The organism is Leifsonia tongyongensis, from assembly GCF_010686705.1.
Taxonomy (GTDB): domain Bacteria; phylum Actinomycetota; class Actinomycetes; order Actinomycetales; family Microbacteriaceae; genus Diaminobutyricibacter; species Diaminobutyricibacter tongyongensis.
This window is the reverse complement of sequence record NZ_JAAGWY010000002.1, coordinates 151,239-177,439: the sequence shown is the minus strand read 5'-3', so window position 1 is coordinate 177,439 and position 26,201 is coordinate 151,239. Positions and strand designations below refer to the sequence as shown.

Genomic DNA, 26,201 nt, shown 5'->3' with positions numbered 1-26,201 from the left:
CGGACTTTCCCTGCTGTGGCCCCCCGCCGATTGAGCCTGACAGCCAACGATGCCCCCGCGGCCGTCAACATCGCGCCGACAGCGCCTGCGCCCCACACCCCCGTGAGGCCGGTCGCCGCCAAGTCCCCGTCGGGAACGGGCGGTGACGATTCAGCAACCGGACAGCCGACGGCGTTCTGCCCGGCGCGCTCCGACAGCAGAACTTCGAGGCGGAACCGGATCGGGACGCCCTGTCCGTGCGTGGCCGTGAGATTCCCGAGCGTCAGGACGGAGTTCACCCGAACGCTCTGACCGGGCTCGATCAGTTGACCTTCCAGGAGAGTAAGACAGGGACGTGCGCCTGAAACGGGCAGCGATATCCCTGGGTGAGCCGACGTTCCTGCGGAAAGAGCCAGGGAATCGAGCACATCCCGGTTGGGAATCACAACCGTCGTCAGGACGACACGCACGTAGCCCGGGGACGAGCCTTCGTTTCGTACGACGAAGGAATCCGTCGCTGCGGCTTCCGGTACGAGAATCCGACCGTCGAAGAGTCCTGCGTACGGGGTGCCGAAGACCGATCCCTCCCCGGAGACCTCCACGATAGCGGGGGACGGAGCGGGAGCACCGGTGTGCCCAGGTGTCGGCTGAGGACCTCCGATTGCACCGGCGACCAATACAGTCAGGAGCGCAAGCAAGCTCATGGTCACTCCCCTAACCCGTCGGGGGCGGGACGGTGAGTTGAGTTGCGGCGAACATCTGACTCGTTGATCCATTGCAGGTTGCGAGCGCCAGAGGGCCGGGCGTGACTACGGCCGCCAGGCACAGCCCGGTCGGATCGTTCACGAGCTGGAATACGCCAGAGCCGATCAGCTGGGGCTCCCACTTCTGGGACGGGTTCAGATCGTTCCTGACCTCCATGGTGACGGTGCCGTTGCCGTTCGCTGTTGCGTAAAGGTTCGCGTTGACGGCGCTGCGGATCCCGACGAGTGACCCCGAAGCGGGCGCAAGCGTGAACCACTGATTCGCGAAGCCGGGATCGAACGAGGTGTGGCACGTCCAGGTCCCGAGTAGGGTACCGGGCGCGGCATTGATCCCACCGGTCACGTCGAGGCACCTGGACAGATCGGATGCGGGCCGGAAGGTGTACCAGAAGTTGCCCAGCGTTGAGAAAGGGTAGATGGAGGAGGAACCGACCGTTGAGTTCGACGATGACTGGGCGCTGAAATTGTGGAGTGTCAGGCGTGCCTGAACACTGGCGGCGAAGGATAGTGAACCTGACGACGAGGCTGCGTCCTGACGGGCGTTGACGGTGCTGCGGACGCAGATGGTCCGCGTCGACCCGGCAGGGACGGACGACATCGTCGAAGTCACCCCGCTCGCCCAGACGCCGGTGACCGCATCGGGACCCGGAGTCGACGTGTCAGCGCATCCCGACGAATCCGGAGCCGACCAGACGACCAGATTCGTCACCCCCGCCAACGGGCCCGATGAGCCCGTGAAGGTCACCGCCAGGTCCGCAGATGGTGCGGTGGCCCCGGCCGCGGTCGAGTTCGAAATCGTCACGGAGGCGGTGGACGAGAGGGAGGAGTTGGTGAAGGTCAGTGCCGGAAGCGGGCCTCCCGTCCCCACAGAAAGGCTGCCGGCGCTGACGGACCCCGTAGCGGTCAGGCTGGCACTCCAGCCTCCCGAAGCCTGATTCGCTGAGAGATAGAGAGTGAATCCGTCGAGGACGGTCGTGCCCTGCGCGCTTGACGCGATGCCGGGGTCGAGGGTGACGGAAAGGCAGTAGGTGACGGCCTGAGAAGGAGTCTGTGTCTGCCCGACCTGCACGGGGGTCCCCGCTATCGGCGTGAGGGAAACGACGTCCGACGGGCAGGGACCCACACCGACCGCGAAATGAACGTCTGTGCTACTGGCCGCAACAGGATCGAGCGAGGCGGCCAGCACGAATGGGGTCGTCCCCGTGTTGGCTACAGTGAAGGCCGCCTGCCGGGATTCGCCCGGCAGCATCCCTGCCCAGGTCGATGGTGTGAACGGGGCCGTTGTTCCTGTCGACGAGGCCACGTCCCCTTCCGCGACCGTCGCGGTCAGCGTTCCGGCGACAACCGTCGTCGCACTGATCGGGGCAGACCCGTTCCAGAGGGCGAAACTGCCGTGCGTCGCAGTCAGAACCGAACCGAGGATCACCGTGACGACCAGCGCGATGCGCGCGACAGCACCCCCGAGGGGCAGCGACGCTCCGTCACGGCCCCTCCTCGGCGTCGGTGACCCCGGCAGACGAATCACTGGTGTGCCGGAATTTCAGGAGGCGATCTGCTGAAGCACGAACTGCATCCCGCCGAGCTGTACGGTCTCGCCCTGGGCTTCCGTGCCTGTGACGGAATCGGCAGGGAAGTCGACCGTCACGGTCACGGGTGCCACAATCGGCGTGGCTGAATTGGGGTCGGTCGGCACGACGTCGTACACGTTCGGCTGGCCGGCGACGGGAGTGAAGCTGCCACCGGTCGCCGCGCCGAAACTGAGTGTGATCTGCAAGGCTCCCAATAGTTGGGGGTCACCGGTGATCGACGACGGATCGATCGTCACCTGCGACTTCAGATTGTCGCCTTGCGCAACGACCGACACCTGGGCGGTGTAGGTCTCCGAATCGCCGGGCACCCAGTGCTGGAGCTGCTGTGACCAACTGCCCCCGGTCGCGACAACGGTCAGCACACCGGAGGCGACGTTGCCGGCGTCGATCGTCGCAGCGTCGTTCCAGAGCGCCAGGGAGCCGGATGTTCCGATCAGCAGGATGAGACCGGACCCCGCTGCAACGAGACCCATCATTGGTTTCTTCATTGTGACTCTCCATTCGTGCGGGCTGTCCCGCCTGACTGTCAGACACACTCTGCGGACGCAGATAACGCGCGGGGTGCGGAGGATTCCTTTCCCCCGGTACGGCGGCCGGGCGTGCCCATCACCTCGAGCCCCTCGACAGCGACCACCGTGGTCGGCGGACTCGCGCACACGGGTCTCCACATCGGCCAGGCCGCATCCATTGCCGCACTGCTGGCGCTCGCAGGTGGATTCATGCTCGCAGCAGGCACCGTGTGGCGTCGCCGCCGGAGGATCCGCAGAAGTGACATCACCCGATGAGGGTGATGCACCCGCCAGCGCGACGCCGTTACATTCGAGCGACTGACGCTCCCGTCAGGGCCGCGCCGTCTGAAAGGTCAACTCTCGTGAACTTCTGGGACTTCGTTTCGTTCTTCTTCTGGACATTCGTCTTCATCGCCTACCTGATGATCCTGTTCTCGATCATCGGAGACCTCTTCCGCGACCACAAGCTGAACGGCTGGTGGAAGGCGGTGTGGGTGATCTTCCTGGTGTTCCTGCCGTTCCTCACGGCACTCGTCTACCTGATCGCGCGCGGGCGCGGGATGGCCGAACGCCAGCGGGCAGCAGCCGAAGCCGCCCAAGCCGACGCCAATTCGTACATCCGCTCGGTCGCGGCCACGCCGTCATCGCCGGCCGACGACATCGCGAAGGCCAAGGCGCTTCTCGACTCCGGCACGATCACCCAGCCCGAGTTCGACGCCCTCAAGGCCAAAGCCCTCTCGGGATCCCCCGCCGCAGCCGCCCCCACCGCCTGACGCGCAGCGAGCACAGAAAAAGTGGGGGAAAGAATCGCTTCTTTCCCCCACGATTGCTGTGCTTGCGCGCCTACTAGGCTGCTGCGGCGAGACCGGCAGGGGCCGCTGCGGCGACGATCAGGTCGCCGTCGCGGGCGTCCACGCGCACCGTTCCGCCGTCGACCAGTTCGCCGCTGACCAGCAGGTCCGCGACGCGGTCGTCGAGCTCGCGCTGGATGAGCCTCCGCAGCGGGCGAGCGCCGTACTCGGGCTCGTAGCCGTTGTCGGCGATCCACTCGACCGCGGCATCCGTCGCGTCCAGCTCGACGTCGCGCTGCCCGAGCCGGGCGGCCGTCGCTGCGAGCAGCAGGCGCACGATGTCGCGCAGTTGAGCCTTGTCGAGCTTCCGGAACAGCACGATCTCGTCGATACGGTTCAGGAACTCGGGCCGCATCGCCTCACGGAGCTTGCCCATGACGCGGTCGCGCAGGTCCTTCTCGGACGCGAAGCCGCTGGCGTCACCGGATGCGCCCACGGGCACGAATCCGAGCGCACCGCTCCTCGACGCGAGGAACTCCGAACCGAGGTTCGAGGTCATGATGACGACCGTGTTGCGGAAGTCGACCGTGCGGCCCTGGCCGTCGGTGAGGCGTCCGTCGTCGAGCACCTGCAGCAGCAGGTTGAACACGTCGGGGTGCGCCTTCTCGATCTCGTCGAACAGCAGCACCGAGTACGGGTTGCGCCGCACGCGTTCGGTGAGCTGGCCGGCCTCGTCGTAGCCGACGTATCCGGGAGGGGCACCAACCAGGCGTGCGACGGTGTGACGCTCGCCGAACTCGCTCATGTCGAAGCGCAGCATGGCCTTCTCATCGCCGAACAGCGACGCCGCCAGGGCCTTCGCCAGCTCGGTCTTGCCGACGCCGGTGGGGCCGAGGAACAGGAAGCTGCCGACCGGTCGACGCTGGTCGCCCATCCCGGTGCGGTTGCGGCGCACGGCCTTGGAGACCGCGACGACCGCGTCGTCCTGGCCGACGACCCGCCGGTGCAGTTCCGTCTCGAGGCGCGCGAGACGCTCGCGGTCGGCTTCGCCGATGCGGCTGACCGGGATGCCGGTCGCACGCGAGATAACCGCGGCGATCTCGGGCTCGCCCACCACGGCTTCCGCCTGCGGCTTCGTGCTCATCGTGTCGAGCTCGGCCTGGACGGCCTCGATCTCGTCACGCAGGCGCGACGCGTCCTCGTAGTGCTCCGCCGAGACGGCCGAGTTCTTCTCGGCCTCCAGGTTCGCAAGACGCTCGAGGAGGGCGGATGCGTCGACCCGCTTGCCGAGAGACAGTCGCAGTCGCGCGCCGGCCTGGTCGATCAGGTCGATGGCCTTGTCGGGCAGGAAACGGTCGGAGACGTACCGGGCGGACAGCTCGACGGCGGAGCGGATCGCGTCGTCGGTGTAGCTGACACCGTGGTGCTCTTCGTAGACCTTGCGCAGGCCAGCGAGGATGAGCACAGCGTCTTCGATGCTGGGCTCGCCGACCGTCACCGGCTGGAACCGGCGCTCGAGGGCGGGGTCCTTCTCGATGCGGCGGTACTCCTTGAGCGTCGTCGCGCCGACCATGTGCAGGTCGCCGCGGGCGAGCCGGGGCTTCAGGATGTTGCCGGCGTCCATGCCGCCGCTCTCACCGGATCCGCCCGCGCCGACCACCGTGTGGAGCTCGTCGATGAAGACGATGAGCTCGTCGCGGCCTGCGCTGATCTCGTCCATCAGCTTGGTGAGGCGCTCTTCGAAGTCGCCACGGTAGCGGGTGCCTGCGACCATCCCGGCCAGGTCGAGCGAGACCACGCGCTTGCTGCGCAGCTGCTCGGGCACGGCGCCGTCGACGACGGCCTGCGCGAGTCCTTCGACGATGGCGGTCTTGCCGACGCCCGCCTCACCGACGAGCACCGGGTTGTTCTTGGTGCGCCGGGACAGGATCTCGACGGTCTGCTCGATCTCGTCGAGGCGGCCGATGACCGGGTCCAGCCTGCCCTCGCGGGCGAGCGCCGTCAGGTCGGTGCCGAACTGGTCGAGCATCGGGGTGGCGGACGCCTCGGCGCCCTCGGGCACCGGAGCCCCGTCGGGGCCGACGCTCGTGGTCTGGCGCATCGCCGACGTCAGCGCGTCCGGGGTCACGCCGGCCGCCTGCAGCACCTGCCCGGCAGGCGAATCCTGCACGATGACGAGCGCGAAGAAGAGGTGCTCGGGGTCGATGTAGGTGGCACCGGATGCACGGGCGACCTGGTACGCGTGGAACAGCGCACGCTGCGCTGAGGGCGTGATCGATGCGGAGTCCGCGTCGACGAGGTTGCCGCTCTGCGGGAGCCGCTGCTCGGCTGCCGCGGCGACCGCGGCGGGGTCGACGCCGATCCGGCGCATCGCGTCGGCGGCGGGCTCCTGGTCGACCATCACGCGGAGGATGTGAAGTGAGTCCAGCTCGCGGTGGCCGTGTTCGAGCGCGAACCGGCCGGCCTCCGCCAGGACCTCCTGGGTACGGCGGCTGAGGAAGCGGCTGATGTCGATCGAGCGCGATGAACGAGCGCGCTCACCCGCGAGATAACGCGCGAGGAACTCGTCGAACGAGTTGCCGGCGTCGCCCTCGGGAGTGAAGTTGTCGGGCACGAGATCTCCTGTTTCTTGAAAGTTGAGTCGTGTACGCTCAAGTTCAACAACGGAGACCCCGGGATATTCCCCTAGCCCGTGGACAGTTTCACAGGCGTGTCCGTAGGGGCCTGGGAGCCCTCGCCGGGGTTGACGGAAGTCACGATCGCGTTCGGATCGTTGCGGCCCGCTCCCTTGACGGTCACGTTCGTGAAACCGGCCGCCGCCAGCGCAGACTGGGCGTTCGCGACGGACTGGCCGACCAGCCCGGTCGGGATCGTCCCCGGCGTCGCCGTCTGCGCGCCGCTGCCGTTGCTCACCTCGATCGTGATCGAGTCCCCGCTGCTGACCCGGCTGCCGGCGCTCGGGTTCGTCGAATCCACCTGCCCGGCGGGCTGCGAGCTGTCCACCTGATTCGGGTCGATCGTCACGGTGAGACCGAGGTTCTGCAGCTCCGACTGGGCCGCCTGCGGGGTCTGGCCCGAGACATCCGGAACCGTGACCTGCGTGCCGTAGAGCTGCGCATCCGACGGCTGCGTGAACGGAGCGCCGCCGTAGGCCGCGTTGATCGCCTGCAGGATCGGTCGTGCGATCTCGAATTTGACGTTGCCGCCGCCGACACCGTTGAAGTTCAGGCTGCGCAGCGGGGTCGAGCCGGAGACGTTGCCCACCCAGGTCGCCGTCGACACCTTGCTGGTCGAGGTGACGAGCCAGTTCTGGAGGGAGTTGTCGGTGGTGCCCGTCTTGCCCATGATCGGGACGCCGTCGCCCGGGTTCGCACTCGCGGCGGTCCCGCCCCCGCGCAGGACGCCCTCCAGGGCGTAGCTGACGCCGGCTGCGATGTTCGGTGCGATGCCCTGGGTGCACTTCGACGGGGTGACTGCACGGGCGGAGCCGTCCGCGTTGATCACCCGGTCGATGGCGACGGGTGTGCAGACCACGCCACCGTTGGCGATGCCGGCGTACGCGGTCGCCATCGTGAGGGGGGAGAGGTAGTTGGTGCCGAGCACCATGGACGGGAAGGAGTTCAGGGGATTGTTCGGGGACGCGGGATGCACATCCAGCCCCTTGGCCGCATTCAGGATCGAGCACAGGTCGATCTTCGTAGCCATCATCGCGAACGCCGTGTTCACCGACTGGGCGGTGGCCGACATGACGGACAGGTAACCGGCCGAGCCCTCGTCGTTGGACACCTGCCAGTCCGGCCCCGCGATATTGGCGCACGTGTTGGTGAAGTCGGAGGTCGGGAAGTCGTAGTGCGTCGCGTCGATGCTCTCGTAGAGACTGTGCCCTGCCTGGAGCCAGGCGGCGAGGTCGAAGGCCTTGAACGTCGAACCGGTCTGGAATCCCTGCGATCCGCCGTACGCCTCATCGGTGTTGTAGTTGACGGCCGTCGTGCCCGGGACGGCCTGGTCCGTGTTGTTGAAGGATCGGTTCTCGACCATCGTGAGGATGCGACCCGTACCCGTCTCGGTCGAGACGTTCGACGCCCCGAGGTCGATGCCCTGGGCCGACGCGGGGATGTAGGAACTGAGCGACTTCTGGGCGACGGCCTGGAGGTCGAGGTTCAGGGTGGTGTAGATCTTCAGCCCACCGCGGTTGAGCGTGCCCCAGCGGTCGGCCGACGTGGCGCCGAAAGCCGGGTCGTTGAGCACGACGTCGCGCACGTAGTCGCAGAAGAAGGCTGCGTTGTACTGCGCGGCGGTGGCGCACCCCGAGGTCGTGGGCGTGATCGTGGGCTTCACCGGGGTGGCTTTTGCGGCTGTCCGCTCCGCCGCCGTGATCTTGTGGTTCACGTACATGCGGTCGAGGACGTAGTCGCGGCGTTCCTTCGTCAGTTTGTAGCCGTTGGCGGCACCGTTGGCCGCGTTCTTCGGCTGGTCGATCCGCAGGTTCGAGGGGTTGTTCAGGATGGCCACCAGGGTCGCCGCCTGAACCAGGCTCAGCTGCGAGGCCGAGATGCCGAAGTAGTAGTGAGCGGCGCTCTCGATTCCGTAGATCTGCCCGCCGAACCCGACGACGTTGAGGTAGCCCATCAGGATCTGGTTCTTGCTGTACACCTTCTCGAGCCCGACCGCGTACCGCATCTCCTGCACTTTGCGCTGCAGGGTGACTCCGGCCGCGCTCTGGTAGCACGCCTGCACCGCCTTCGCGTCGGTGAGTGCGTCGCACTGCTGCACCTCGACGTTCTTCACATACTGCTGGGTGATCGACGATCCACCCTGAACCGATCCGCCGGCGACGGTCGAGAGCGCTCCGCGCACGGTTCCCAGGATGTCGACGGCGCCCTCCGCATAGAAGCGCGGGTCTTCGGCCGCGATCGTCGCATCCTTGACGGTCTGCGCGACCGCATTCCACGTGACGTTCACCCGGTCCTGCGCGTAGAAGGACGCGATCGGAACCTCGACTCCGCCCTTCTTGGCGTAGATGGCGGAATTCTGGGCGAACGGCGCGATCTTCAGGCTCGAGGGCAACTCGTTGAAACCGTTGATCCCGGCAGACGCCGCGGCTCCCACGCCGAGGAGCCCGGGAAGCATGACGGCCGCGACGAGCACGGCGGCCATCAGGCAGGCGACGCCGATCTGTGCGAAGACGCCGAGACGGGTTTTCGCGGGCGTGATCTCATAGTGCCGCAGAGGTTCCAGCCGTCTCCTGAGGTCGGCCATGCGGTCGCGCGGGAAAGAGAGCGGGGGTATGTCCACCGTCCCACCGTCCCACTGGTTTACGTGCATTTGCCTGACAGGTTGGTGTGAACCCTGTCCGAACCCTCATCAGGAGACGGTGGATGCACCTATTTCACGGCGAGGATCTCGATGGTGCGGATGTCCGGGTCGGCCGCGAGAAGGTCGGGCGCCACCTGCCCGAGCGCCTTCGGGATCTCGCCGTTCAGGTGCGCCTGGCGCGCATCCTCGGTCTCGAAGGTGTCGAAGATGCCGTACGTGGTATCGCTCACCTTGAAGGCGTACCAGGTGATGGTGCCGTCCTCACCCGCGGCGATGGATCTGCCGCCCTCGAGGAAGGCGCCGAGCTCGTCCCCCTTGCCCGGCTTGGCCTGCAGCAGCGCCAGGATTCCCAGTTTCACGGTCATGGTGTTTCTCCGTCCGATGTCGAGTTCGGCTCCGATTCCCGAATGTACGCCGTCGGGGCAGCTCTGGTGCAGGCTCGCAACAATGTCACAGCCGACCCATCGCGCTGTTCGGCGGCGTAGCCTTGGAGAGCGGACAGCGGCGCTGTGACCAGACCGGTGACCGGCGCCGCGCCCCACACGAACAGGACTGCACTGCGATGACACTTGCCGACCCGACGACGCGCGCGCTGACGATCGACGACGTCGAACGCCTGCGCGACGACTTCCCGATCCTCCGGGAGCGGGTGAACGGGCATCCGCTCGCCTACCTCGACTCCGGCGCGACGTCGCAGCGCCCGCGTGCGGTGATCGATGCCGAGGTCGACTTCGCGCTCCACTACAACTCCGCCGTTCATCGCGGGGCGCACACGCTCGCCGCCGAGGCCACCGACCTGTTCGAGAACGCACGCACGACGGTCGCATCGTTCGTCGGCGTCGATCACGACGAGATCGTCTGGACGTCGAACGCGACGGAAGGGCTGAACCTGGTCGCCTACGCGATGTCGAACGCGAGCGCCGGACGGGGCGGCGAGGCAGCCGAGCGGTTCCGGCTCGGCGCCGGTGACGAGATCGTGGTGACCGAGATGGAGCACCACGCCAACCTGGTCCCGTGGCAGGAACTCGCGGCCCGCACCGGGGCGTCGCTCCGCGTGATCCCCCTGACCGACGATGGCGCGCTCGACCTCGCCGAGGCCGCGAACGTCATCGGCGATCGAACCCGGCTGGTCTGCTTCACGCACGTCTCGAATGTTCTCGGCACGGTGAACCCCGTCGAGAGGCTGACGGCTCTCGCACACGCGGCGGGCGCTCTCGTCGTTCTCGACGCCTGCCAGTCCGCACCGCATCGCCCGCTCGACCTCCGCGCCCTCGACGTCGACTTCGCGGCTTTCTCGGGCCACAAGATGCTCGGCCCTACGGGTGTCGGCGTCCTCTACGGGCGAGCCGAACTCCTCGACGCCCTCCCCCCGTTCCTCACCGGCGGCTCGATGATCACCACGGTGACCCTCGACCACGCCGAGTACCTGCCGGCGCCGCAGCGGTTCGAGGCGGGGACGCAGCGGGTCTCCCAGGCGATCGGCCTGGCCGCGGCGGTCGGCTACCTCGACGCTGTCGGTCTGGAGCGCATCCACGACTGGGAGTTCTCGCTCGGGCAGCGGCTCGTCACGGGGCTCGCGGACATCCCGGGCATCCGCGTTCTCGGCCCCGGTCCCGGCGAGGACCGCGCCGGTCTCGCGAGTTTCGTCGTCGACGACGTGCACGCCCACGACGTCGGTCAGTACCTCGACGAACTGGGGATCGCAGTGCGGGTGGGTCACCACTGCGCGCAGCCGCTCCACCGCCGGTACGGCATCACTGCCACGACCCGGGCGAGCGCCTACCTGTATTCGACACCGGATGAGGTCGACGCCTTCCTGAATGCCGTCGCCGACGTGCGCCCGTTCTTCGGACTCGGGCGATGAACGACCACGGCGCGGCGAGCTCTCACGGCGTGGACGGCGGGGACGGCATGTCCCTGCGCAACCTCTACCAGGAAGTGATCATGGATCACGCACGCCGACCGCACGGCTACGGGCTCACCGAGCCGTCGGGCGCCGAATCCCACCAGATCAACCCGACCTGCGGCGACGAGGTCACGCTTCGCGTGCGAGTGGATGCGTCGGGCCGGCGGATCGAAGCCGTGAGCTGGGAGGGCCACGGCTGCGCGATCTCGCAGGCGTCCGCATCCCTTCTCTCCGACGTCATCCACGACCTCGAGCGCGACGCGGTGAACGCGCGGATCGACGCGTTCCGCACGATGATGCAGTCGAAGGGCACGGTCGAGGGCGACGAGGAGCTGCTCGGCGACGCCGTCGTACTGGCCGGCGCATCCCGCTACGTCGCGCGGATCAAGTGCGCGATGCTCCCCTGGGTCGCGCTCGAGGACGCCCTCACTCGCGCCTGAGCCCTACAGCCGCGTCGAGTCGGCGGTAACTCACCTCAAAACCGGCGGATGAGGTGAGTTACCGCCGACTCGATGCACAAGGTGGGCGGCGGGTCAGCCGCCGATCGCGCCCATGCTGCGCTCGGGTGGGATGAAGTCGGCCGCGTCGATCCCGTGGCCCGCCTGCTTTCCCCACATCGCGCCGCGCCACCACTGCGCGATCTCGTCGTCGGTGGCGCTCCCCCGCAACAGCGGCCGCAGGTCGGTCTCGTCGTCGCCGAACAGGCACGAACGGACCGTGCCCTCGGCCGTGATCCTGGTGCGGTCGCAGTTCTCGCAGAACGGCCGGGTGACCGACGCGATGATGCCGACCGTGTGCGGGCCGCCGTCCACCGTCCACTCCTCGGCCGGCGCCGACGGGTCGTCGCGACCGATCTCGTCCAGCGCGAACCGCTCGCCCAGCTTCTCCAGGAGCTCGGCCGCCGTCACGAGGTTGTCGCGCGTCCAGGTGTGGTCGGCGTCGAGCGGCATCTGTTCGATGAACCGCAGCCGGCATCCGTTGGCGATCGCCCACTCCAGCAGGTCGGGCGCGTCGTCGAGGGTCGACCGCATCATCACCGCGTTGAGCTTGAGCGGGGTCAGACCGGCCGCGTGCGCCGCGCGGATCCCCGCGAACACCGAGTCGAGCCTGTCGCGCCGGGTGAGCTCCGCGAAATGCTTGCGGTCGACGGTGTCCAGCGAGATGTTGATGCGGGTGAGACCGGCTGCCACGAGACGGGCGACCCGGTGCTCGAGGCCGACGGCATTCGTCGTGATCGACAGGTCGATGCCTGGTGCGACCGCAGCGCTGAGCCCGATGATCTCGTCGAGGTCCACGCGCATCAGCGGTTCGCCACCGGTGAAACGGACCTCGCGGATGCCGAGGTCGCGCACGCCGATGCCCACGAGCCGCGCGATCTCCACCGGCGTCAAGAGGTCGTCGCGCGCGATCGGCGGAAGGCCGGCCTCCGGCATGCAGTAGGTGCAGCGCAGCGAGCACTTCTCCGTGACCGAGATGCGGAGGTCACGCGCGACGCGGCCGAACCGGTCCACGAGGCCGGGGACGTCCGGTCGATCGGCAAGGCTCGGCATCTGCGCCGGATCGCGCCGGATGCGCGGGATGCCCACACTCACCAGGGTCATGCTGTCACTGTACGTCCTCCGTGGCGCGCCACCCAAGCCGTGGATCAAGTCCACAGCGCGATCAGGTCCACAGGGCGACGTGGACCTTCGATCCGCGGCCGGAGAGCCCACGCGATCCGCCCGGTGCCACCATGGCCGCGGTCGCTTCGGCGGTGGTGACGAACCGCTGCAGGATGCGCGCCGTGATGCCGGCCCGCCCGCGATCGAGGATCGTCGCCCACCAGAGCCCCCCGACAGGTGTGCCCGCGACCGGCAGACGCACAAGCGAGCCGCTCTCCAGCTCCCCGGCGACAGCATGCGCGAGGGCGAGCATGATCCCCTCGCCTGCGCGGACGGCGGCCAGCGCATCCGTCTCGCTCGTCAGCCTGACGATCCGGGGAACGCCGGCCAGGTGCGAGAGCCAGCGGCCCTCCTCGGTCTGCTCCTCGATACCGGCCGACCCGGCGAACCACTGCGGGGCGAGCAGTTGCGGGAGCGGGATGGGGCCTGTCAGCGAGCTGAGGCGGTGCGACCGTGCCGCGACGAGGACGCGCTGGTAGCGCAGGAACGGCACGACCTCCATCGTCGCCTCGTCCGCTTTCGAGGGTCGGGCGCCGAGCGCGATGTCGTAGGCGCGGTCCGTGAGCAGCGCGGCCACATCCGCTGCCGATTCGACGACGACATCGACGGATGCCGCCGGCACCCACTTGGTGAAGACATCGAACAGCCTGCCTGCGGCGTGTTCGGCGAAGGCGGCCGTCGCCAGCACCCGCAGCTCCGGCCTGGCCGCTTCGGCGTGGGCGACATCCCACCGGGCCTTGTCGGCGAGACCGACGATCTCCTGCGCGTGGTCGGCGAGCATCCGCCCGCCCGGGGTGAGCGCGATCCCGCCACCCGAACGGACGAACAGGGCATCGCCGAGGTCCAGGCGGAGCGCGGCCAACGCGGACGAGACCGCCGGTTCGCTGATGCCGAGTTCCAGCGCCGCGGCGCGCAAAGAGCCGAGCCGTGCCACCAGTGCGAAGGCCCTGAGCTGGGTAAGCGTCATCGACAAGGCGTCATAACCTTTCGCTTAAGTCGATATTGACACTCGCGAATCCACGGAGCAACACTTTCCCCAACGGGTGCCGCACACCGTCGTGCGGCCCTCCGAAGGAGTGCATTGTGCAAATCCCGGCTCCATTCGATTACGCCCGCGCAACAGGCGTCGACGACGCCATCGCCCTGCTCGAGCGCCACGGACCCGAATCGCGGGTCATCGCAGGCGGCCACAGCCTGCTGCCGATGATGAAGCTCCGGCTCGCCAGGCCCGAGTGGCTCATCGACATCAACAACCTGTACGAACTCGATTTCATCACCGTCGAGGACGACCAGGTCCGTGTCGGCGCCCTCACCCGGCACGCCGCCCTGCTCGACTCGGCCGACATCGCCCGGCTGCTTCCGATCATCACCGACGCCGAACATGTCATCGCCGATCCCGTCGTCCGCAACCGCGGCACCATCGGCGGCTCGCTCTGCCAGGCGGACCCGGCCGAAGACCTGTCCACGGTCTGCGATGTGCTCGGGGCGATCGCGGTGGCCCGCGGCCCGGGTGGGGAACGGACCCTGACCATGGAGGAGTTCCATGTCGGGCCGTACGAGACGGCGCTGGCTCCGAACGAACTGCTCTGCGAGCTCCGCTTCCCGCTGAGGGCGCGGACGTCGAGCGCCTACGAGAAGGTGGAGCGGCGCGTGGGCGACTGGGCTGTCGTCGCGGCGGGGGCTGCGGCCACGCTCGCATCCGACGGAACGATCGCGGATGCCGCAGTGGGCGTCACGGCCGTCAACCTCGACGGGACGGTTCCGGGCATCGACGACCTCGTCGCCGGCAGACCACCGGGCGAGGACCTCTTCGCCGAGGCGGGCGCGCTGGCCGCCGAAGCGTGCGACCCGGTCGCCGACCAGCGCGGGCCGGTCGACTACAAGCGGCATCTCGCCGACGAACTCACCCGCCGGGCACTGCGGCGTGCATGCGCACGCGCTGCCGGCTCACAGGAAGGCTGAACCATGCAGGTCACCATGACCATGAACGGTGAGGAGATCACCCGCGAGATCGAACCGCGCGTCCTGCTGGTGCACTTCATCCGCGACGACCTCGGCCTCACCGGAACGCACTGGGGATGCGACACCTCCAACTGCGGAACCTGCGTCGTCCTGATGGATGGGCTACCGGTGAAGTCCTGCACGGTGCTCGCCGCGATGGCCGACGGTCACGACATCCGGACTGTCGAGGGGCTCGCCTCCGGCGGAACCCTCGACCCCATCCAGCAAGGCTTCATGGAGGAGCACGGCCTGCAGTGCGGTTTCTGCACACCGGGGATGATGCTCACCACCCGGGCACTGCTCGACCGCAACCCGCACCCGACCGAACTGGAGGTCAGGGAAGCGATCTCAGGCCAGATCTGCCGCTGCACCGGGTACGCGACCATCGTCCGTTCCGTGCAGTGGGCAGCGGAGCATCCGGCGCAGACCGCCGAAGCACCAGAAGAGGTGGACGCATGACCATCGTCGAAGAACACACCCCCAACCCGGCCGCCGGCGACGAGCACCGCCCGATCGGCTACGGACGCCTCCAGCGCAAGGAGGATCCCCGGTTCGTGCGCGGCAAAGGCCACTATGTGGACGACATCGTGCTGCCCGGGATGCTCCACGGAGCGATCCTGCGCGCCCCGGTCGCCCACGCCCGCCTCGTCTCCATCGACACCACCCAGGCGCTGGCCAACCCTAAAGTGGTGGCCGTCATCACGGGCAAGGACCTCGAGGGGCTCGGCCTCGCGTGGGCGCCGACGCTCTCCTACGACGTCCAGGCCGTACTCGTCACCGACAAAGTGCGGTTCCAGGGCCAGGAGGTCGCGTTCGTCGTCGCCGAGGACCGTTACGCCGCACGCGACGCGCTCGAACTGATCGACGTCGAGTACGAGGTGCTGCCGCCGCTGGTCGACGCACGCAAGGCGCTCGACCCGGACGCCCCGGTCATCCGCGACGACCTCGAAGGCCGCACCGACAACCACATCTTCGACTGGGAGGCGGGCGACGCCGCCGAGACCGACGCGGTGTTCGCATCCGCCGACGTGGTGGTATCGCAGGAGGTCGTCTACCCGCGCGTCCACCCTGCACCGATGGAGACCTGCGGCGCCGTCGCCGACTTCGACCCCATCGACGGAAAGCTGACCCTGTACGAGACGAGCCAGGCGCCGCACGCGCACCGCACGATCTTCGCCATGGTGGCGGGCATCCCCGAGCAGAAGATCCGCATCGTCTCGCCCGACATCGGAGGGGGTTTCGGCAACAAGGTCGGAATCTATCCGGGCTACATCCTCGCGACCGTCGGCTCCATCGTCACGGGCAGGCCGGTGAAATGGATGGAGGACCGCAGCGAGAACCTGATGTCGACGTCGTTCGCGCGCGACTACATCATGCAGGGCGAGATCGCGGCGACGAAGGACGGGAAGATCCTCGGCCTGCGCACGAACGTGCTGGCCGACCATGGCGCCTTCAACGCCACGGCGCAGCCGACGAAGTACCCGGCCGGCTTCTTCCACATCTTCACGGGCAGCTACGACCTTCAGGCGGCCTACTGCAAAGTCACCGGCGTGTACACCAACAAAGCGCCGGGCGGGGTCGCGTACGCCTGCTCGTTCCGGGTCACGGAGGCCGTCTACCTCGTCGAACGGATGGTGGATGCGCTCGCCCGCCGACTCGACATGGACCCGGCGGAACTCAGGCTGAAGAACTTCATCAGGCCCGAGCAGTTCCCCTACCCGAACAAGACGGGCTGGGAGTACGACTCGGGCGACTACGAGAAGACCATGCGGCTCTCGATGGAGATCGCCGGCTACGACGAGTTGCGGCGCGAGCAGGAGGAGAGACGGGCCCGCGGTGAGCTCATGGGCATCGGCATCTCGTTCTTCACCGAGACGGTGGGCGCGGGGCCGCGCAAGCACATGGACATCCTCGGCCTCGGAATGGCCGACGGCGCCGAACTGCGCGTGCATCCGACCGGCAAGGCCGTCGTGCGCATCTCGGTCCAGTCGCAGGGGCAGGGGCACGAGACGACCTTCGCCCAGATCGTGTCGGAGGAGCTCGGCATACCGCCCGAGGACATCCAGGTGGTGCACGGCGACACGGACCAGACGCCGTTCGGGCTCGGCACCTACGGCAGCCGGTCGACACCTGTCTCCGGCGGTGCGGTCGCCCTGGTCGCTCGCAAGGTGCGCGAGAAGGCGAAGTTCATCGCGGCCGCGATGCTGGAGACCCGGCCGGAGGACCTGGAGTGGGAGAAGGGCCGCTGGTTCGTCAAGGGCGACCCGAGTGTCGGCAAGACGATGGCCGAGATCGCCCTCGGCGCGGTCGGAACGATCGAGCTGCCCGAGGGCATCGACGGCAACCTGGACGCCGAGGTCACCTACGATCCGCCGAACCTGACCTTCCCCTACGGCGCATACATCTGCGTGGTCGACGTCGACCCGGGCACGGGTGTCGTGAAGGTGCGGCGCTTCATCGCCGTCGACGACTGCGGGACCAGGATCAACCCGATGATCATCGAGGGCCAGGTGCACGGCGGGCTCACCGACGGCGTCGGCATGGCGCTGATGGAGATCATCGAGTTCGACGAAGACGGCAACAACCTGGGCGGCTCGTTCATGGACTACCTGATCCCGACCGCGATGGAGGTGCCGAACTGGGAGACCGGCTACACCGTCACCCCGTCGCCGCACCACCCGATCGGCGCGAAAGGCATCGGCGAGTCGGCGACAGTCGGCTCGCCCCCGGCGATCGTGAATGCGATCATCGACGCGCTGTCGCCGCTCGGAGTGACCACGATCGACATGCCGTGCACGCCCGCCCGCGTCTGGGAGGCCATGCAGGGCAGGGCCACTCCCCCTGTGTGATCGGAGCACGCGTGATCGGAGCAGGAGTGATCGGAGCAGGCGTGATCGGCCCAGGCGTGATCGGCCCAGATGAATAAGCACGGAATGAACTCGATGAAGGATGCACAGGCGACCCTCGCGGCGGAACTCGCCTCCCGCCGGGAGCCGTTCGTGCGCGCCACCGTCGTCCGCGCGCAGCATCCGACCAGTGCGCGCGCGGGCGATGTCGCGCTGGTCAGGTCGACGGGCGAGATCCACGGGTTCGTCGGCGGCAACTGCGTCGAGGCGTCCGTGCGCGAGTACAGCCTGCGGGCGCTCATCACCCAGGAGCCCGTGCTGCTGCGGGTCGTCCCCGGCGAGCCGTCGCGTGTGAACGAGGAGGGCGCCGTGGAGGTGTCGAATCCGTGCCTGAGCGGCGGAGCGATCGAGGTGTTCCTCCAGCCCGAGGTGCCCGCGCCGACAGTGCTCGTCGTCGGCTCGACCCCTGTCGCCCATGCGCTCGCCGCGCTCGGCGGCCAGCTCGGTTTCGAGATGGTGCTCACGGATGGCGCTGCCATGGCGCCCGGCGCGACGGACGCAGCCGTGATCGTGGCCTCGCACGGCAAAGAGGAGGAGCCCGCGCTCGAACGGGCCCTGCGCGCGGGCGTGCCGTATGTCGCATTGGTGGCGAGCGACATCCGTGGAGCTGCCGTCCTGGCTTCGCTCGACGTCGACGACGAGAAGCGCGGCCGGGTCTTCACGCCCGCCGGAATCGAGATCGGGGCCGTCACCCCAGCCGAGATCGCGCTCTCGATCCTCGCCCAGCTCGTCGCCGAACGCTCCCGTGAGGCGGAGCCGGAGGCGCCCATCCTGACGGCGACCGACCCCGTCTGCGGCATGGAGGTGGTCGCCGTCGAGACCAGCCTGCATGCCGATGTGGACGGCACCCGTTTCTACTTCTGCTCGGAAGGCTGCCACAGTGCCTTCCTCGCAGACCCCCAGCGCTATGTCGGCGCCGACTGACGGCCGGGTCGCCGGTCTCGTGCTGGCGGCGGGCGGCTCCACCCGGCTGGGGCGACCGAAGCAGCTGCTTCCCTACGGTGACGGTGTGCTCCTCGATGCGGTGCTCCGGCTCGCGCGCCAGTGCGGCTTCGACCAGGTGGTCGTCGCTCTCGGGGGTGCGGAGGAAGCGGTCAGGCAGGTGGTGGACCTCGACGGCGTCGAGATCGCAGACAACCCCGACTTCGCAGCCGGATGCTCCTCCTCGATCGCGGCGGCCATCCCGAAGCTCGAGGAGAGCACCGACGTGCTCGTCCTGCTGCTCGGGGACCAGCCCGGCGTCCGCGTCGAGGCGGTCAAGGCCCTGCTCGGAGGGCGGGGTGGGGCGCCGATCGCCGTGTGCCGCTATGACGACGGGATCGGGCATCCGTTCGCCTTCGACCGCACCATGCTGCCCGCCCTGGCCGCGCTGCACGGTGACAAGGCCGTGTGGAAGCTCCTCGAGCAACGGGCCGCCGACGTCGTCGAGGTGCCGGTGCCCGGCGTGATCCCGACCGACGTCGACACGGAGGACGACTACCGCAAGGTGCTCGCCGAGCTGCAGGCGACCGGATGACGGCCCGGGCGCGCACGGGGGCCGAAGACGACGTGCGGCGGCGGATACCCGATGTCGCTGCACTGTCGACCGCGCTCGAGGCCGACGACTACCTGGCGGATGACGCGCTCGCGACCGCCCTCTTCCTTGCGGTGCGCCTTCCGCAGCCGATCCTCCTGGAGGGTGAGGCGGGTGTGGGCAAGACCGAGGCCGCCAAGTCGCTGGCGCGCGCGCTGGGAACGCCGCTGTTCCGCCTCCAGTGCTATGAGGGCATCGACGCAGGCGAAGCGCTCTACGAGTGGAACCACCAGCGGCAGCTGCTGGGAATCCGTCTGGCCGAGCTGGGCGACGGCACGATAGACGAGACCGACCTCTTCGCGCCGCAGTACCTGCTGCGCCGGCCGCTGCTGTCGGCGATCGAGCACCAGGGACCGCTACCTGCGGTCCTCCTCCTCGACGAGATCGATCGCGCGGATGCCGAATTCGAAGCGTTCACCTTCGAGCTCCTCGCCGAGGCGGCGGTCACCATCCCTGAGCTCGGGACGATCCGCGCCGCGCATCCGCCGATCGTCGTGCTGACCTCCAACCGCACCCGCGACCTCCACGACGCCCTCACCCGCCGCTGCCTGTACCACTGGATCGACTTCCCCTCGCCGGCGCGGATCGCCGAGATCGTGCGCCGTCGCGTTCCCGGGAGCTCGGAGCCACTCGCCCTCGAGGCGGCCGCGGCGATCCTCCGCCTCAGGACGCTCGACCTGGCGAAACCGCCGGGCATCGCCGAAGCGATCGACTGGGTCTCGGCATTGGCGATCCTCGGTGTCGACCAGCTCGCGGCGCCCGTCGTCGACCAGACCTGGGGCTCGGTGCTGAAGAACCGGGACGACCTCGACCTGGCGGCTGCCCGCGGGGCCGACTGGGTGGTCGGCGGCGCCCATGGCTGAGTCGGGGTCGAACGTGACCGTGCTGCCCAGGCCCGCACCGCGGGTCGAGGCGGCGGCTTTCGCTGCCGGGCTCACCACCACCCTGAGGCGTGCCGGGCTTCCGGTGCCACCCGAGCGGACCGGCTGGCTAGCCGAATCGCTTCGGCTGGTCCCGCCCGACTCGCGCGACGCCCTCTACCGCACCTGCCGCACCGTCCTCGTCTCGACGCACGCCCAGCTTCCCGTCTTCGAGGCGGTGTTCTCCGCGGTGTTCGACGGCCGGCTCGACCCGGCGGACAGCCGTGGCGACCCGAACGCGCCGCCGTCCGTCGGGTCGGAGCCCCGCACCCGCCCGACACCGCCGGACAGCAGGCCCTCCGTGCCGCACCCGGTCGAGGCCCCCCGGCCGCCCGGCCCCGCCACCACGGACCGCGACAGCGAAGGTGACGAGTCCGGCTCCGACGACGGACCGGAGCGGGATGCGGTGCTCGCGGTCGCATCACGCGAAGAACGACTGCACGACATGGCCTTCGCCGACCTGTCGGACGACGAACTCGCCGGGATGCGGCGCCTGGTGCAGAGCATCACGGTCGCGACCCCGGTGCGCCCGAGCAGGCGCCCGCGCCCGTCGGCGCACAGCAGCGCCCGCCTGGACCTGCGCCGCACCCTCCGCACGGCCCAGCGCACCGGCACGGACGCCACACGCCTTGTCTACGCCCACCGCCGAACCCGTCCGCGTCGCCTCGTGCTGCTGTGCGACGTATCGGGCTCGATGGAGCCGTACACCCGCGTCTTCCTCAGCCTCCTGCAGGGCGCCGTCGTCAATGCCGCGGCGGAGGCGTTCGTCTTCTCGACCCGGCTGACCCGGCTTACCCGGCAGCTGACCGTGCGCGACCCCGACCAGGCGCTCGCCCGCGCCGCGGCCAGCGTCCCCGACTGGGCGGGTGGCACCCGACTGGCCGACAGCATCCGCCGGTTCATCGACGACTACGGTCGACGCGGGGTCGCACGTGGCGCCGTCGTCGTGATCCTCTCCGACGGGTGGGCACAGGATGCGCCGGACGAGGTCGCGGCCCAGATGAAGCGGCTGCGGCGGCTCGCCCATCGCATCGTGTGGGTGAACCCCCGCAAAGTCGCAGCGGGCTTCCAGCCGCTGGTCGGTGGGATGGCGGCCGCCCTCCCCTACTGCGACGCCTTCGTGAGCGGGCACAGCTACGCGGCCCTGCAGGAGGTGGCCGCGGCCATCAGGGCCGACCGGCCGCACCCCGGCGAGGTCCGCCATACTCCCAGCGAGATGAGCCGTACCCCTAGTGAGATAAGGAGGGCGTGATGGAACTGGACACCAGCTTCTCGGTCGTCGCCCCGATCGAGACGGTGTGGAAGATCCTGCTCGATTTCGACCGGGTCGCCGCATCCGTGCCGGGCGCCGAGATCCTTGAACGGCCGTCGGACGACACCCTCACGGTCGGGATGAAGGTCAAACTCGGCCCCGTGTCGCTGCAATACAAGGGAACCGTCACCATCGTCGAGCTCGACGAAACCCAGCACCGGGCGGTGTTCCGCGGCAAAGCCCAGGAGACGCGCGGCCAGGGGACGGCCGACGGCAGCGCGACGATGCAGCTGACGCAGGACGGCGACACCACGACCGGACGTGTGCACGCCGACCTGAACCTCTCGGGCAGGGCCGCGGCCATGGGAAAGAGCGTCATCAACTCGGTCACCCAGCAGATGATCGGGCTGTTCGCCGCCAACCTGCAGCAGCTGGTGGAGGACGAGCTCGCCGGTGGGGCGGCTGGCGCAGCGACCGCGACGGCGCCGACCGAACCCACGGCCGACCCGCCGACCCCCCCGGCGCCCGCATCCGCTGCGACGCCGGCACCTCCGCGCGCGCAGGTGGCCGCGGAGAATTCGCTCAACGGGCTCAGCCTGGTCCGCGGCGTCTTCGCCGATCAATTGCAGAACCCCTTCAAGCTGGCTGCGGCTCTGCTGGCAGCCGGCTTCATCGGCTTCCTGATCGGCCGGGCACGGCGGCGCTGAGTGCGAAACTGGAGACGAATGCGCTCGACGGAGAGTGATCGATATGCGTGATGTTCTCGATGCCCTGATGGCGGATTGGGATGCCGGGCGCACGTCCGGGCTGGCCACGGTGGTGCGCACGTTCGACTCCGCGCCGCGGCCGCCCGGCGCCTCGATGCTCGTCACCGCCGACGGCAGCGCGGTCGGCTCGGTATCCGGTGGCTGCGTCGAGGGTGCGGTCTACGAGCTGGCCACCGCGGTGACGGCGGATGGGGTCCCCCAGCTCGTGCGCTACGGGATCAGCGACGACGAAGCCTTCGCCGTCGGGCTCACCTGCGGCGGAATCCTCGACGTCTTCGTGCAGCCGGTCTCGCGCCGCACCTTCGAAGGACTCGACGCCGTTCGAGACGACATCGCCGCAGGCCGCCCGGTCGGCGTGGCGACCGTGATCGAGCATCCGGATGTGCTCTGGCTCGGTCGCCACGTCGTCGTCCGGACCGACCGTTTCGAGAGCGAGCTCCCCTCCGAGCGGGCCAGCGCCGCCATAGCCGACGACACGCTCGGCCTCCTGGCGACGGGGCGGAACGCCACGCTCACCTACGGCACCGACGGCGAACGTCTCGACGAAGGGATGCGGATCTTCTTCGACAGCTACGCGCCACGACCGCGGATGCTCGTCTTCGGCGCGATCGACTTCGCGGCCGCGCTGGCGCGCCTCGGCGCCTTCCTCGGCTACCGCGTGACCGTCTGCGACGCACGCCCCGTCTTCGCGACGCCGGAACGGTTCCCGGAGGTCGACGAGGTGGTCGTCTCCTGGCCCGACCGGTATTTCGCGGACCAGGCCGCGCTCGGCCTCATCGACTCGCGCACGGTCGTCTGCGTGCTCACCCACGACCCGAAGTTCGATGTTCCCCTGCTCGAACTCGCGTTGCGCGGACCGGAACTGGCGTACATCGGGGCCATGGGCTCGCGGCGCACCCATGACGACCGTCTCGCGCGGCTGCGCGCCGCCGGGCTGACCGATGCCGAACTGGCGCACCTGCACAGCCCCGTCGGTCTCGACCTCGGCTCTCGCACTCCCGAGGAGACCGCCGTGTCGATCGCCGCCGAGATCATCTCGCGCCAGTGGGGCGGAAGCGGCGAGCCGCTCACCCGGCTCGACGGGCGCATCCATCACGACGACCTGGTCGAGACCTCTCAGCCGAAGAGCACCACGAGCATGTAGCCCATGACGAGCGCCATCACGACGTTGGTCGCGGCCGCCAGCTGGGATGCCACCGGAGCCGTCGTCGTTCTGGATGCGGTGGCGGGCGCCCGGCCGATCGGGCGCGCGTCCCCGATGCCGGCGACGGCGATCACCGGCAGCCGATCCACCACGATGACCGCGTAGCCGGCCATGAAGACGACGAAGGCGTAGGCGAGGGTCGCGAGGGAGGCGAGCCCGGCATCCGCCCCCGGGATCGGTCCGTCACCGACCGAGAACATGTAGACCATCGCAGCCGACATGACGAGGTGCGGGACATGGTGCCCGGCGAAGCGCCGACCGGAGGCGCGACGTGCCGCGTCCCGTGCGACGCTGACGGCGAACCACAGTGTGACGACGATCCACACGACGAGCCATGCGGTCGTCGCCGCACGGCCGGTGGCGATCAGGAGTTGCGGGATGAGCACCCCGGCCATGGATACCCCCATGAGCAGGTTGTGGATGTCGACCTCGGCGTCCGTCGGCCGGTGCGACCGCCAGGCGACAACGAGTCGCGCGAGGGCCGACGCGCCGGCGACAAGGACGACGACGCCGAGCACGGCGCCCAGCCAGACGGGCCCGATCATGGGTCGCTCCGCGACGGCCAGTACGCGAGCGCGATCAGGGCGAGCAGCGGCCCCGAGTCGGGATCGGTCGACATCCCGCCACCGGGGTCGCCGAGCGACTCGCCGACCACCCAGATCCAGGCACTCGCGACGAGCGCGAGGATGACGCCGACGCGCATCGCTGACACGGGAAGGAACACGGCCACGGCGATGACGGCCAGGATGGCACTGCCGGCGACGAGCCCCAGCGTGACGAGACCGGCCGGGGCCAGCGGGCCGCGCACCAGGGCGAGCAGTGCGAGGCCGCCCCAGAGAACCGCCCAGACGACGCGCGCCGCGACCGGCCCGACCGGCTGCGTCGCGACGAAGTCACACGTGGTCGGCTTCTGCGTCGGCCAGAGAAGCACGCCGAGCACCGCGTAGAGGACGACCGCGCCCGGCGCGCCCGTCAGCGGATCCGCACCGCCCGAGAACAGCCCGCCGAGCCCTTCGCCGAACCACCAGACCAGGAGCGACCAGACGATCGACACGGCGAGGGCAGGCTTCACCGAGCGACGCCAGGCGATCCCCAGGCCGATGGCGAGCTGCAGGGCCGCGAACCCCGTGTTGATCAGGACCGGCTCGTGTTCGACGATGCCGGATGCCCACCGGATCGGACTCGCGAGCCAGCCGGGATTGCCGTTCGCGGCAGCCGCGAGCACCTGGGTGGCGAACGCAGGGGTGAACATGAACGGCTGCAGCTGCAGCAGGCCGTCGAGCAGCCAGAGTGCAGCGAGCGCGAGCTGCAGCGCGCGACGCGCATCGGTCGTGAACGGTATCGGCTGACTGGCCGCCTCCTCATGAGCTCCTGCCACGGGAGCCCCCGTGGACCGGCTCACGCGACGGTCTCCTCGCTTCGCTTGCGCCCGGCCACCTCGTTCGGGATGCCCGACGACAGCAGGAGGGAGCCGAGGGTGATGGCGATCAGGCCGAAGAACGCCGTGCTCAGCGATGAGAGCTGGGATTCGCTGTAGATGGTTGCCAGCTGCTCGCTCTGGTCAGCGTTGAGGCCGTTCTCCTTGCCGATCTCGGTGACGGTCGACACCGGCACGATCGCGACGCCGCCCTGAGTCTTCTCGCTGATGGTCGACTTGACGCTGTCGGGCAGGGTGCTCGAGGCGACTCCGGCTGCGAACGAGGTCGTCAGCGCACCGATGAGTATGGACCCGATCAGCGCAGTGCCCAACGACGAACCGAGGTTCTGGAACACGCCCTGGAGCCCCCCCACCTCGCTCGTCTCCTTCTCGGTCACGCTCGACATGTTGACGGCGCCGAGCTGCGAGGCGAGCAGTCCGAGCGCCGCACCGGCGAGGAACATGCCGACCGCGAACAGGGCTTCCTGCAGGTCGGGCGTCACCGCGCCGAGGAGCAGGACGGCGCTGCCGACGAGGATCCACTGCCCCACCCGCACGATCCGCCTGGGCGACCAACGGCTCGAGAGCCGGGTGCCCACGATGGAGAAGAGGATCAGGGAGATCGAGAGCGGAAAGATCCGGATGCCCGTCTGGAGCGCATCCAGCCCGAGTGTCATCTGCAGGTACACCGGGACCATGAAGAACAGGCCGGCGGTCACGGCGTACTGCGCACCGAGGACGCTCAGGCCGCTGCGGAGCTGGCGGATCGAGAACAGGCTCACGTGAACGAGCGGCGGACGGCCGCTGGCGACCAGCCGGCGCTGCCGTCTGAGGAACCCCCACAGCAGGACGATCCCCGCCAGGATCAGCCAGGCGGTGAGTGAGATGCCGAGCGGGGCGATCGGCACGCCCGCGATGACCGGTGAAGCGAGCGGGGTGATCCAGCCCCAGGTCTTGCTCTGCAGCATCCCGAACACCACGAAGACGAGACCTGCGGCCGAGAGGAGCACGCTCCAGAAGTCGATCCGTTCCGAACGCGGCGCGGCCTTGTCGGCGATGATGCGCGCGAACAGCACCACGACCGCCATGATCACGACCTCGGCGACAAACACGATGCGCCAGCTGGCATACGTGGTGAGGAACCCGCCGATGAGGGGACCTGCGGCCACGGCGGCGCCGGACACGGCACCGATCACGGCGAAAGACGTGATCCGGTCACGGCCCGCATAGTTGTCGGCGACCAGAGCCGCGATCGCGGGGATGACGAGCACGGCGCCCAGACCTTCGACGATCGACCAGCCGAGGAAGAGCACCGCGATATTCGGCGCGAGCGCGGTCGTCAGCGACCCGAGCGCATAGACGATCGACCCGATCACGAACGCCCGCCGCCGCCCCCAGATGTCGCCGAGCTTCGCACCGAAGAGCATGAACGCCGCCATCGTGAGCGTGTAGAAGGTGATGGCGGCCTGCATCGCTGAGACGGTCGTGCCGAGATCCTTGACGACGGTCGAGATCGAGACGTTCATCACCGTGCCGTCCAGCACCATGACGAACTGGGCTGCGCCGAGGACGATGACGACGGACCACTTCTTCATGTTCTGCCTGCTTCCCCGATCACCGCCGTGGAGTCCGGCCCCGTCGTGTCG

General features: G+C 68.9%; 23 protein-coding genes. 13 read left to right on the top strand and 10 right to left on the bottom strand.

Annotated features, from left to right (window positions below; all coding sequences use genetic code 11):
* Positions 1–693: 693 nt before the first annotated feature.
* Both G3T36_RS08800 and G3T36_RS08795 read right to left on the bottom strand, forming a co-directional pair.
* Positions 694–2,268: a hypothetical protein gene (locus G3T36_RS08800; RefSeq protein WP_163289423.1), complete on the bottom strand. Its 1,575-nt coding sequence runs from the start codon at positions 2,266–2,268 to the stop codon at positions 694–696.
* A gap of 15 nt (positions 2,269–2,283) precedes the next feature.
* Positions 2,284–2,820: an alternate-type signal peptide domain-containing protein gene (locus G3T36_RS08795; RefSeq protein ID WP_163289421.1), complete on the bottom strand. Its 537-nt coding sequence runs from the start codon at positions 2,818–2,820 to the stop codon at positions 2,284–2,286.
* 111 nt (positions 2,821–2,931) lie between these two features.
* Here G3T36_RS08795 and G3T36_RS08790 point away from each other — a divergent pair, with 111 nt between their 5' ends.
* Positions 2,932–3,117 (top strand): hypothetical protein, encoded by a 186-nt coding sequence (locus G3T36_RS08790; RefSeq protein ID WP_163289419.1) that lies wholly within the window; start codon positions 2,932–2,934, stop codon positions 3,115–3,117.
* A gap of 86 nt (positions 3,118–3,203) precedes the next feature.
* A complete protein-coding gene (locus G3T36_RS08785) occupies positions 3,204–3,614 on the top strand; it encodes an SHOCT domain-containing protein (RefSeq protein WP_338031522.1) in 411 nt (136 codons plus the stop codon).
* 73 nt (positions 3,615–3,687) lie between these two features.
* Here the strand turns inward: G3T36_RS08785 and G3T36_RS08780 are convergent, their stop codons facing one another.
* The 3 genes from G3T36_RS08780 to G3T36_RS08770 all read right to left on the bottom strand — a co-directional run bounded on the left by G3T36_RS08780 (position 3,688) and on the right by G3T36_RS08770 (position 9,313).
* On the bottom strand, positions 3,688–6,246 hold the full coding sequence (locus G3T36_RS08780) for an AAA family ATPase (RefSeq protein WP_163289417.1): 2,559 nt from the start codon (positions 6,244–6,246) through the stop codon (positions 3,688–3,690).
* A gap of 71 nt (positions 6,247–6,317) precedes the next feature.
* Positions 6,318–8,927, bottom strand: coding sequence for a transglycosylase domain-containing protein (locus G3T36_RS08775; RefSeq protein ID WP_338031521.1), 2,610 nt, complete (start codon positions 8,925–8,927; stop codon positions 6,318–6,320).
* An 89-nt stretch (positions 8,928–9,016) separates the two neighbouring features.
* A complete protein-coding gene (locus G3T36_RS08770) occupies positions 9,017–9,313 on the bottom strand; it encodes a putative quinol monooxygenase (protein ID WP_163289413.1) in 297 nt (98 codons plus the stop codon).
* A 197-nt stretch (positions 9,314–9,510) separates the two neighbouring features.
* On the opposite strand from G3T36_RS08770, the gene G3T36_RS08765 reads away from it, so the two are divergent.
* The gene (locus G3T36_RS08765; RefSeq protein WP_163289411.1) at positions 9,511–10,812 is read left to right on the top strand and encodes an aminotransferase class V-fold PLP-dependent enzyme; all 1,302 of its coding nucleotides are present in this window, start codon (positions 9,511–9,513) and stop codon (positions 10,810–10,812) included.
* Positions 10,809–11,294, top strand: coding sequence for a Fe-S cluster assembly sulfur transfer protein SufU (gene sufU, locus G3T36_RS08760; RefSeq protein ID WP_420811039.1), 486 nt, complete (start codon positions 10,809–10,811; stop codon positions 11,292–11,294). Before G3T36_RS08765 ends, sufU begins: the two co-directional genes overlap by 4 nt.
* 93 nt (positions 11,295–11,387) lie before the next feature.
* Here the strand turns inward: sufU and moaA are convergent, their stop codons facing one another.
* Together moaA and G3T36_RS08750 are read right to left on the bottom strand one after the other, a co-directional pair.
* Positions 11,388–12,455 (bottom strand): GTP 3',8-cyclase MoaA, encoded by a 1,068-nt coding sequence (gene moaA, locus G3T36_RS08755; RefSeq protein ID WP_163289399.1) that lies wholly within the window; start codon positions 12,453–12,455, stop codon positions 11,388–11,390.
* Between the two features lie 61 nt (positions 12,456–12,516).
* Positions 12,517–13,482, bottom strand: a complete 966-nt coding sequence (locus G3T36_RS08750) for a LysR family transcriptional regulator (protein ID WP_163290256.1) — start codon at positions 13,480–13,482, stop codon at positions 12,517–12,519.
* A 116-nt stretch (positions 13,483–13,598) separates the two neighbouring features.
* Here G3T36_RS08750 and G3T36_RS08745 point away from each other — a divergent pair, with 116 nt between their 5' ends.
* From G3T36_RS08745 to G3T36_RS08705, 9 genes are all read left to right on the top strand, one after another.
* Entirely contained in the window at positions 13,599–14,477 is an 879-nt protein-coding gene (locus tag G3T36_RS08745) for an FAD binding domain-containing protein (protein WP_163289397.1), read from the top strand.
* Positions 14,478–14,480: 3 nt separating this feature from the next.
* Positions 14,481–14,975 (top strand): (2Fe-2S)-binding protein, encoded by a 495-nt coding sequence (locus G3T36_RS08740; protein ID WP_163289395.1) that lies wholly within the window; start codon positions 14,481–14,483, stop codon positions 14,973–14,975.
* Positions 14,972–17,365, top strand: coding sequence for an aerobic carbon-monoxide dehydrogenase large subunit (locus G3T36_RS08735; protein WP_163289393.1), 2,394 nt, complete (start codon positions 14,972–14,974; stop codon positions 17,363–17,365). The genes G3T36_RS08740 and G3T36_RS08735 overlap by 4 nt, the downstream gene beginning before the upstream one ends.
* Before the next feature lie 84 nt (positions 17,366–17,449).
* Positions 17,450–18,346, top strand: a complete 897-nt coding sequence (locus G3T36_RS08730) for an XdhC family protein (RefSeq protein ID WP_163289391.1) — start codon at positions 17,450–17,452, stop codon at positions 18,344–18,346.
* Positions 18,330–18,938 (top strand): nucleotidyltransferase family protein, encoded by a 609-nt coding sequence (locus tag G3T36_RS08725; RefSeq protein ID WP_163289389.1) that lies wholly within the window; start codon positions 18,330–18,332, stop codon positions 18,936–18,938. Before G3T36_RS08730 ends, G3T36_RS08725 begins: the two co-directional genes overlap by 17 nt.
* Entirely contained in the window at positions 18,935–19,858 is a 924-nt protein-coding gene (locus G3T36_RS08720; protein WP_163289388.1) for an AAA family ATPase, read from the top strand. Before G3T36_RS08725 ends, G3T36_RS08720 begins: the two co-directional genes overlap by 4 nt.
* The gene (locus G3T36_RS08715; RefSeq protein WP_163289386.1) at positions 19,851–21,167 is read left to right on the top strand and encodes a vWA domain-containing protein; all 1,317 of its coding nucleotides are present in this window, start codon (positions 19,851–19,853) and stop codon (positions 21,165–21,167) included. Before G3T36_RS08720 ends, G3T36_RS08715 begins: the two co-directional genes overlap by 8 nt.
* Positions 21,167–21,874 carry an SRPBCC family protein gene (locus tag G3T36_RS08710; protein WP_163289384.1) on the top strand — a complete coding sequence of 236 codons (708 nt, stop codon included), beginning with the start codon at positions 21,167–21,169 and terminating at the stop codon, positions 21,872–21,874. The genes G3T36_RS08715 and G3T36_RS08710 overlap by 1 nt, the downstream gene beginning before the upstream one ends.
* A 43-nt stretch (positions 21,875–21,917) precedes the next feature.
* A complete protein-coding gene (locus G3T36_RS08705; RefSeq protein WP_163289382.1) occupies positions 21,918–23,078 on the top strand; it encodes an XdhC family protein in 1,161 nt (386 codons plus the stop codon).
* On the opposite strand, the gene G3T36_RS08700 is transcribed toward G3T36_RS08705, so the two are convergent.
* Genes G3T36_RS08700 through G3T36_RS08690 form a run of 3 tightly spaced genes read right to left on the bottom strand, consistent with a single transcriptional unit; the run spans position 23,051 to position 26,150 of the window.
* Entirely contained in the window at positions 23,051–23,683 is a 633-nt protein-coding gene (locus G3T36_RS08700) for a DUF5134 domain-containing protein (protein ID WP_163289380.1), read from the bottom strand. The two genes, G3T36_RS08705 and G3T36_RS08700, sit on opposite strands and share 28 nt — an antisense overlap.
* Complete coding sequence (locus G3T36_RS08695; RefSeq protein WP_163289378.1) at positions 23,680–24,540, bottom strand: hypothetical protein; 861 nt, start codon at positions 24,538–24,540, stop codon at positions 23,680–23,682. Before G3T36_RS08695 ends, G3T36_RS08700 begins: the two co-directional genes overlap by 4 nt.
* Entirely contained in the window at positions 24,537–26,150 is a 1,614-nt protein-coding gene (locus tag G3T36_RS08690) for an MFS transporter (RefSeq protein WP_163289376.1), read from the bottom strand. The genes G3T36_RS08695 and G3T36_RS08690 overlap by 4 nt, the downstream gene beginning before the upstream one ends.
* Positions 26,151–26,201 lie beyond the last annotated feature (51 nt).